Origin of the sequence: Embleya scabrispora DSM 41855, from assembly GCF_000372745.1 — a bacterium.
GTDB classification, from domain to species: Bacteria; Actinomycetota; Actinomycetes; order Streptomycetales; family Streptomycetaceae; genus Embleya; species Embleya scabrispora.
This window is the reverse complement of the sequence record NZ_KB889601.1, coordinates 1-8,240: the sequence shown is the minus strand read 5'-3', so window position 1 is coordinate 8,240 and position 8,240 is coordinate 1. Positions and strand designations below refer to the sequence as shown.

Sequence of the window (8,240 nt, the reverse complement as noted above, 5' to 3'; positions counted from 1 at the left end):
TGGGCCGGGAACGCGGTCGCGGTCGCCGCGATCGTCTCCGGGATCGGCGCGCTGGGCGGCTGGACGATGATCTGCGCCGAGATGCCCTACGCCGCCGCCCGCGAGGGCCTGTTCCCCAAGGCGTTCGCCCGCAAGCGCGGCGACACCCCCGTCTTCGGCATCCTCGCCGCCACCGTCCTGGCCTCACTGATCACGGTGGCCGCCTACAGCAGCTTCGACCACGTCTTCACCACCATCGTGCTGCTCAGCGTCCTGACGGCGGCCATCCCCTACCTGTTCTCCGCCGCCGCGCAGTTGTACTGGCTGCTCACCCACGCGCCCCAGGCCAGTCGAGGCCGGTTCGTCCGCGACGTGGCGGTTGCCGGTACCGCCCTGGCGTTCTCCTACTGGTCGATCCAGGGCAGCGGCTACCAGACCGTCTACTACGGGCTGTTCACCGTACTGCTGGGCATTCCGGTCTACATCTACCTCAAGCGCGACCGTGGCGAATACGGCGAGCAGGCGGCCTCCGCTCCGGCCGTGTCCCCGGAGCTACCGGCACCGTCGAGCCCGGCCCCGAAGCCCCGGGGGCGCGCCGCTTGACCACCCGGCAGGTGCGCGGTCGCCCATACGTCGCCGAGCCCGGGCGGGACCTTCGGCCCCGCCCGGGAGCCATCCGCCTCTGGGCACCGTCCGCGACTCCCGATGGACTGGTCACGCAACCGCCCCGGCGGATCCGACAGCCAGGAAGCGAGGCGCTTCGTGATCACCATCGCGACGACCCCGGCCGAACCCCACAACACGGCGTCAGCCGGTAGGCACGTCACTGTGGAACTGCGCGGCGAACTGGATATGGACAGCGCGGCGATCATCGAACCGACCCTGTCCGCCCTTGCCCGAACCGGGCCCGTCGAGCTCGGACTGGACCTGGGCGCGCTGGCCTTCTGCGACACCTCCGGTATCAACCTGTTCCTGCGACTGCAGCGCCGATGCGCCCGCGCCCACACCACGCTCGTCCTGACCGGAGTCCGCGGTCAACCGGCCCGCGTCGTGCGACTGGTGCGACTCCACCACACGATCACCTGCCGCTTCGCGACGCCTTCCGGGTCGCGACCCACGGAAGTCGATCCCGCCGCCCTGTTCGAGCCGCCCTTCGTCCCGGCGCGGGTGGGGGCCACTCGGCCCTGAGCGTCCCGGGTCCACCGGCCCTGTTCCGTGACTTCCCACGCCCGGAGACTGATCTTCGCGTCGACCCGATCGGGCGAGCGCGTCCGTCACCCTCGGGGAGCACACCATGGAAGCCGGGATCACCACCGAAGCCGTCGCCGGAGCCCGCCTGCCCCGCGCCACCGGGGCCACGCGCACGTTCGCGACATCGACGGCGACCACAAATCCTCCCGCCCCGATCAGAGTGTTCCTCCTCGACGATCACGAGATCGTCCGCCGTGGCCTGGCCGACCTGCTCGGCGCCGAAGCAGACATCGAGATCGTCGGCGAATCGGCGTCCGCGGTCGAAGCCATGCGACGAATACCCGCACTTCGCCCCGACGTCGCCATCCTGGACGGGCGGTTGCCGGACGGCAGCGGAGTGGACGTCTGCCGCGCGGTGCGGTCGTCCCACCCGGAGATCAACGCCCTGATCCTGACCTCGTACGACGACGAGGACGCGCTGTTCGCCGCGATCATGGCCGGCGCCGCCGGGTATGTCCTCAAGCAGATCCGAGGCGGTGAACTGGTGCGCGCCGTCCGGGAGATCGCCGCGGGACGGTCGCTCCTGGATCCGGCGGTGACCGCGAAGGTCCTGGAACGGGTGCGCACCGGAACACACGAGGACCCGCGGATGGCCTCCCTCTCCGACCAGGAGCGCCGGATCTTCGATCTGGTCGCCGAGGGCCTGACGAACCGCCAGATCGCCGAGCGCCTGTACCTCGCGGAGAAGACCGTCAAGAACTACGTCTCCACCATGCTCCACAAACTCGGCTTCGAACGCCGCGTGCAAGCGGCCGTCTTCGCCGGAACACTGTCGCCGCGCACGGGCGGTTGACGGTTTCCGCCGTGCCCGCACCACCCGTTGGCCGCACGCGTGGACGAGAGCGTGCGCCGGGAATCCGCTCGTCCACCAGGCCCGCTCGGCCGTGGTGACAGCGAACGCCTCGTCGAGCGCTCGATCCACGCGTGCGCGGTGTCGCCCATGGCGAATCCCGCTGTGGAGTACGCGTCGACGCGGGTGCGTCCAATACGACGGCGACCTCGGGCGGGCAGTTGGCGAGGGCGAGGTCGCCGCGGTCGAGGCGACGGGGGCACCGACCGCGCGGTGATCCGCCGATCACGACCGCCGTCGGAGGGGCGTGACCGCCATCACGACACCGTCGATTCGACGACCGGCGGGGACACCCGGAATTTCGAGTACGTCTTCCCCGCCACAGGTAAGACCCGGGCAGCCGCAGCCACGTGACACGGTCCGTGTCGCTCGGCCCCCGCCGATCGGGCCACTCGGCCCTACGGCATGTCCCGCCCCCGGGAGGACGCTGAGAGCGAAAGCACTCACCGCTCCCCTCCGAAAAGGCGGACGGCCATGAAAGCCCTGACGTACCACGGCGCCGGACGGCACCAGTGGAAGGACGTACCCGTCCCCCGGACGGGCCGCCCAGTCAGTGCTCGACGCACCCCGCAAGGACCTGCGGCGGGCCCGCTCGGCCGCGTTGAGCCGATTCCCACCAGCACGGGCGCGGCCCGCTCGGTCGGTCTCGTCCTGCCCCAACCGGCCGGCGCCCTGGACGGCATCTCCGTCCGCGTTCCCGTCGAGAACGGCTCGCTCACCGACCTGACGCTGGTCCCGCGCCGCGAGACGGACGTCGCAGGCATCAACGCCGCCTTCGACGCGGCGGCCGAGGGCCCGCTGCGCGGCATCCCGCGGGTCTCGCGCACGCCGATCGTCTCCCGGGACGTGATCGGCGACCCGCACTCATGCGTGATCGACGCCGAACTCACCCAGGTCAACGGCGACTTGGTCAAGGACTTCGGCTGGTACGACAACGAATGGGGCTACACCAACCGCCTGCTCGACCCGACCGAGTACGTCGCCACCCGTCTGTGACCAGCCACGGCACACGACCCGCAGGAAGGCCGACCATGACCAGCGCGTACGTGTACGACTTCACCGAGGGCTCCCGCGAACAGGCCGGGCTGCTCGGCGGCAAGGGCGCCAACCTCGCCGAGATGACCCGCCTCGGACTCCCGGTACCGCCGGGCTTCACGGTCGGCACGGACGCGTGCCGGGCGTTCCTGCGCACCGGGAGCGTGCCCGAGGGCCTGGAGGACGAGATCGCCGCCCACCTGGGCCGCCTGGAGCAGATCACCGGGCGCCGCCTGGGCCGGGCCGACGACCCGCTGCTGGTGTCGGTGCGCTCGGGCGCCCGTTTCTCCATGCCCGGGATGATGGACACGATCCTCGACGTCGGACTCAACGACGCATCGGTGCTCGGCCTCGCCAAGAGCACCGGCCGCGAGCGCTTCGCCTGGGACTCCTACCGGCGCCTGGTCCAGATGTACGGAGCCACCGTCCTGGGCATCGACGCCGCCCGTTTCGAGGACGTGTTGACCCGCCGCCGGCGGCGACTCGGCGCGACCGACGACCTGGGCTTGGACACACGCCAACTCACCGGGATCGTGGAAGAATTCAAGGCACTCGTCCACGACGCGACGGGCGAGGAGTTCCCGCAGGACCCGCGCGAGCAACTGCGACGCGCCGTGGTGGCCGTGTTCGAGTCGTGGAACGGCGAACGCGCCGCAGTCTATCGCCGACGCGAACACATCCCCGACGATCTCGGCACCGCGGTGAACATCCAGGCCATGGTCTTCGGCAACCTCGGGCCGGACTCGGGTTCGGGCGTCGCCTTCACCCGGGACCCGGGCAGCGGGCGACCCGGCGTCTACGGCGACTACCTGCCCGACGCCCAAGGCGAGGACGTCGTCTCGGGTGTGCGCGACGCCCTCGCGCTCGACGCACTCGAACGCCTGGACCCCGACTCCTACACCCGGCTGCGCGCACACCTGCGCCTGCTGGAGGCCCACTACCGCGATCTGTGCGACGTCGAGTTCACCATCGAACGCGGCCGGCTGTGGATACTCCAGACCAGGGTCGGCAAACGCACCCCGGAGGCCGCGTTCCGGATCGCCTGCGCACTCGTCGACGAAGGTGTCATCGACTGGCCCCAAGCCCTGTCGCGCGTCGAAGCCCGGCAGCTCGACCACCTCACCTTCCCCCGCTTCGACGCGGACCCCGACACCCCGATCCTGGCGCACGGCATACCGGCCTCGCCCGGAGCCGCGGTCGGCGCCGTCGTCTTCGACGTCGCCGAGGCGGTCCGCCGAGCCGGGACCGGCGAGCACGTGGTCCTGGTCCGCCACGAGACCAGTCCCGACGACCTGCCCGGCATGATCGCCGCCGAGGCCGTCCTCACCGGCCGCGGCGGCAAGACCAGCCACGCGGCGGTGGTCGCCCGCGGCATGGGCAAGGTGTGCGTGTGCGGCGCCGCCGAACTCGACATCGACCCCGAACGGCGCCGCTTCACCACCGCCGACAGCACCGTGATCGAGGAGGGCACCGTCGTCTCCGTCGACGGCACCGCCGGCACCGTGCACCTCGGCGCCCTGCCCCTGATCGCCTCCCCGGTCACCCGCTACCTGGAAACCGGCACCCGATCGCCCGGCATCGTCGAAGCCGTCGCCCGCTGCCTGGAACACGCCGACGAGATCCGCAGACTGGACGTACTGGCCAACGCGGACACCCCCGAGGACGCGGCCCGCGCCCGACGCTACGGAGCCCACGGCATCGGCCTGTGCCGCACCGAACACATGTTCCTGGGCGACCGCCGCCGACTGGTCGAGGACATGATCCTCGCCCGCACCGACGCCGAACGCGACGCCGCACTCCAGGCCCTGCTCCCGCTCCAACGCGAGGACTTCGTCCGCATCCTGACCGCGATGGACGGCCTGCCGGTCACCATCCGCCTGATCGACCCGCCCCTGCACGAATTCCTGCCCGACCACACCGAATCGGCCGTCCGGATCGCCCGCGCACGTGCCGAGGGCCGAACGCCGGACCCCAGGGACCTGCGCCTGCACGAGGCCGGCGAAACCCTGCGCGAACAGAACCCGATGCTGGGTCTGCGCGGCGTACGCCTCGCGCTCGCGGTACCGGGACTGATCGCCACCCAGGCCCGCGCCATCGCCGAGGCCGTCGTCGCCCGCGTGCGCGCCGGCGGCGACCCACGCGCGGAGATCATGATTCCGCTCGTGGCCACCGAGGCGGAACTGCGCATCGTCCGCACCGAGGTCGAACGCGTGCTCGCCGAGACTGGCGAACGCACCGGCGTCGCCGTGCACTGCCCGATCGGCACCATGATCGAACTCCCCAGGGCCGCGTTGACCGCGGACGAGATCGCCCGCTCGGCGGACTTCTTCTCCTTCGGCACCAACGACCTGACCCAGACCACCTGGGGCCTGTCCCGCGACGACGCCGAGGCGTCCTTCCTCGCCGCCTACCTCGAACGCGGCATCCTGCCCGTCTCCCCGTTCGAGACCATCGACCGCGACGGCGTCGGACGACTGATCCACACCGGCGTCGACCGCGGCCGCACCACCAAACCGGACCTGCGCATCGGCGTATGCGGCGAACACGCGGGCGATCCCGACTCGATCCGTTTCTTCCACGACAGCGGCGTCGACTACGTCTCCTGCTCGCCCTACCGACTTCCGGGCGCCCGCCTGGAGGCCGCCAGGGCCGCGATCGACCGGACCGAGCCCGGAAACACCCAACCCGACCCCAACTGACCGAGGACCGTTCGCGTCGACACGACGGCCCCGTCGCGAAGGAGAACCCGATGGACAACGAGACGGCCGGCACCCGCCTTCCCGACATGGTCGACATACCCCGCAACATTCGTGCCCGACGTGAGCAACTGGGCCTGACCCGGGCGGACGTCTGCGCCCGAGCCGGACTGCCCCTGAAGCGGCTCGTGGAACTCGAGATCGGAGACGCCCCGTTGTCCCGCGCGGTCCTCGGCGGCCTGGCGGCGGCGCTGGAAACCAAGGTCAGCGCCCTCATGTCCGGTGCGTTCGACGTGCCGGACCCCAGTTCCCCCGACACCCGCAGCCTGATCGCGATGAGTGAAAAGGAGTGCTACGCCCGCCTCGCCACCCACGAGGTCGGCCGGCTCGCCGGGGGATTGGACCACACCCCGTGGGTGCTTCCCGTCAACTACGTGGCCGATGGGAAGGACATCGTCTTCACCACCCGCCCCGACTCCCCGCTCGCCCACGTCCGGGGAACGACGGCCTTCGAGGTGGACGACGTGGACCGCTACGCCCGACTGGGCTGGAGCGTACTGGTCGTCGGGGTGGTCGAACCCGTGACCGACCCCGTCGAGATCGCCAGGCTCGCCGAAACCGGTGGCGGTGCCTGGCTCGCCCGCCGCGGCGAACTGTGGTTCCGCGTCCGCCCCGGCCGCGTGACCGGACGCCGGTTGCGCCCCCGCCGGTACGGCGGTGAATCCCGCCGCCGGGCACCGAACCACGGGGCGGCCGGTCGACGCGAAACCACGTCGTCGTAACGAACCCGCCGAAAGGCCGACCGCCCGAGCCTGGAGATCAGGCTCGGGCGGTCGGCTGGTGTGCGAGGTCGGGCGTCCGGTGCCGGGACGAACACCTCCGGGGTGACGCTGTGGCGCGGGCAGTACACACCGGTGGGACCCGGGATCGGGGAGCAATCGATGCCGCTGGTGCCCAACACGAGGATGGGGACCGGGCCGAAGGGCCCGGTCCGGCGGTATCGGCCGGCCCTGTGCCCGCCGGCGAAGCGCGCGCACGCTGAGTGTGCGGGGTCGGATGTCGCCGGACCGGCTTCGCGCCCGAGAGGTCGTTCGTCGACGATTGGACAGGTCATGAGCACGCGAAACCATCTCCCCGACCTCGGGGTCCTGGTCGGGTACGACGGCTCGCCCGGTGGCGAACGCGCACTCGTCTGGGGCGCCCGCACCGCTGCCGACGCCAAGTTGCCGCTCTACGTGACGATGGCCGTACCGGCCGCCGCCCTCGGTCGGCACGCTCATGCCGAGGAGGTCCGCGCAGGCGCCCGAGCCCTGCTGGAGCAGGCGACGGACCGCAGCCGCGCGGCCCACCCCCACCTGACCGTCGAGAAATCGCTGGTCGAGGGACCGGCGGCGGAGGTGCTCCTGGAGGCGAGTCGACGCGCCGAGCTGATCGTGGTCGGCACCCGAGGCCACGGCGGCTTCGCCGGGCTGCTGCTCGGATCGGTGTCACTGCGCGTGTGCGCGCACACGACCTGCCCGGTGGTGGTCGTGCCCGAGGCCGCCGACGAGGTGGACACCCCGAGCGTCGTCGTCGGCGTCGCGGATCGCAGCGACACGCCCGCGATCGAGTTCGCCGTGGAGCGGGCCCGCCGGATCGGCGCCAGGGTGGTCCCGGTACACGTGTGGACACTGGCGATGGCGGGCTACTTCCCGGGTGTGGTCGCGCCGTTGCTCGGCGACCCGCTGGACATGGCGGCCACCCACGACCACCTCCTGGCCGAGATCCTGGAGCCGATCCGGACCCAGGCGCCCTTCGGTCGCGAGCCGCCTGGGGGGGCGGCCCCGTGCGCCCGACGGTCCGTCCCCCGAGGCCGTCGGGCCATTCTCTCCCCGAACCCTGGAGCCGGTCTTCGGCGATTGCCACCGGGGGTTCTGTCAGACTGGGGTAATCAGCGCCCCATCCCCGTACTCCCCGGTGACGATGTCGTCGGCCAGCGGGGCCAGCACGGTGAGGATCTCCTGTGTGATCTCGTCCGCTACTCCGGCGGCGGTCAGCGACGCCGCCAGGTGCTCGACGAACCTGGCGAAGTGCCACTGCTCTATTCGGGCGTGCGACTGCCCTATTCGAAACAACCCGCGGCGATGGACGTCCTTCATCGAGGGGGTCTTGTCATACACCACCTCTCCCCAAGGCTGCCTGTACAACGGGCGGCCCCGGTACTCCACCGGCCCGCCCAGAGCGTGACCCAGGAACTCGGCCTGACGCGCCTTGATCCGGTCGAGGTCGCGGTTCGCGAAGAACGGGGCGAGGTCCGCATCGAGCGCGATGCGCCGGTAGAGCCCGTCCAGCACCTCCACCAGGACCGGCTCACCGCCGATGGACTCGTAGATGCTCATGACACTCCTCGGGGCGGGACCGTCCCTCCTATGACAGCCGAGAAAGGCGGG

Annotated in this window: 6 protein-coding genes and 2 pseudogenes; 7 read left to right on the top strand and 1 reads right to left on the bottom strand. The window is 71.3% G+C overall.

All coding sequences use genetic code 11. The annotated features are described in order from the left end of the window. The 7 genes and pseudogenes from A3IC_RS53630 to A3IC_RS73440 all read left to right on the top strand — a co-directional run. A partial coding sequence (locus A3IC_RS53630) for an amino acid permease (protein ID WP_020550071.1) occupies window positions 1-582 on the top strand: 582 nt, incomplete at its 5' end. Window positions 583-741: 159 nt separating this feature from the next. Then, entirely contained in the window at window positions 742-1,167 is a 426-nt protein-coding gene (locus A3IC_RS62075) for an STAS domain-containing protein (RefSeq protein ID WP_052173392.1), read from the top strand. Between the two features lie 106 nt (window positions 1,168-1,273). After that, the gene (locus A3IC_RS0110805; protein WP_020550069.1) at window positions 1,274-2,023 is read left to right on the top strand and encodes a response regulator; all 750 of its coding nucleotides are present in this window, start codon (window positions 1,274-1,276) and stop codon (window positions 2,021-2,023) included. Between the two features lie 604 nt (window positions 2,024-2,627). Further along, a pseudogene (locus A3IC_RS53620) lies at window positions 2,628-3,076 on the top strand (type I glyceraldehyde-3-phosphate dehydrogenase); the annotation flags it as partial. 35 nt (window positions 3,077-3,111) lie between these two features. Beyond that, window positions 3,112-5,814 carry a pyruvate, phosphate dikinase gene (gene ppdK / locus A3IC_RS0110795; protein ID WP_020550068.1) on the top strand — a complete coding sequence of 901 codons (2,703 nt, stop codon included), beginning with the start codon at window positions 3,112-3,114 and terminating at the stop codon, window positions 5,812-5,814. 50 nt (window positions 5,815-5,864) lie between these two features. Next, complete coding sequence (locus tag A3IC_RS53615) at window positions 5,865-6,593, top strand: helix-turn-helix domain-containing protein (RefSeq protein ID WP_020550067.1); 729 nt, start codon at window positions 5,865-5,867, stop codon at window positions 6,591-6,593. Window positions 6,594-6,752: 159 nt separating this feature from the next. Further along, a pseudogene (locus A3IC_RS73440) lies at window positions 6,753-7,334 on the top strand (universal stress protein); the annotation flags it as partial. 393 nt (window positions 7,335-7,727) lie between these two features. Here the strand turns inward: A3IC_RS73440 and A3IC_RS53610 are convergent. Further along, window positions 7,728-8,189 (bottom strand): group I truncated hemoglobin, encoded by a 462-nt coding sequence (locus tag A3IC_RS53610; RefSeq protein WP_040876436.1) that lies wholly within the window; start codon window positions 8,187-8,189, stop codon window positions 7,728-7,730. Between the last annotated feature and the right edge of the window lie 51 nt (window positions 8,190-8,240).

Coding starts and splice junctions, on each gene's coding strand:
- A3IC_RS0110805 (WP_020550069.1), top strand. CDS start 1,274: ATGGAAGCCGGGATCACCACCGAAGCCGTCGCCGGAGCCCGCCTGCCC.
- ppdK (WP_020550068.1), top strand. CDS start 3,112: ATGACCAGCGCGTACGTGTACGACTTCACCGAGGGCTCCCGCGAACAG.
- A3IC_RS53615 (WP_020550067.1), top strand. CDS start 5,865: ATGGACAACGAGACGGCCGGCACCCGCCTTCCCGACATGGTCGACATA.
- A3IC_RS53610 (WP_040876436.1), bottom strand. CDS start 8,189: ATGAGCATCTACGAGTCCATCGGCGGTGAGCCGGTCCTGGTGGAGGTG.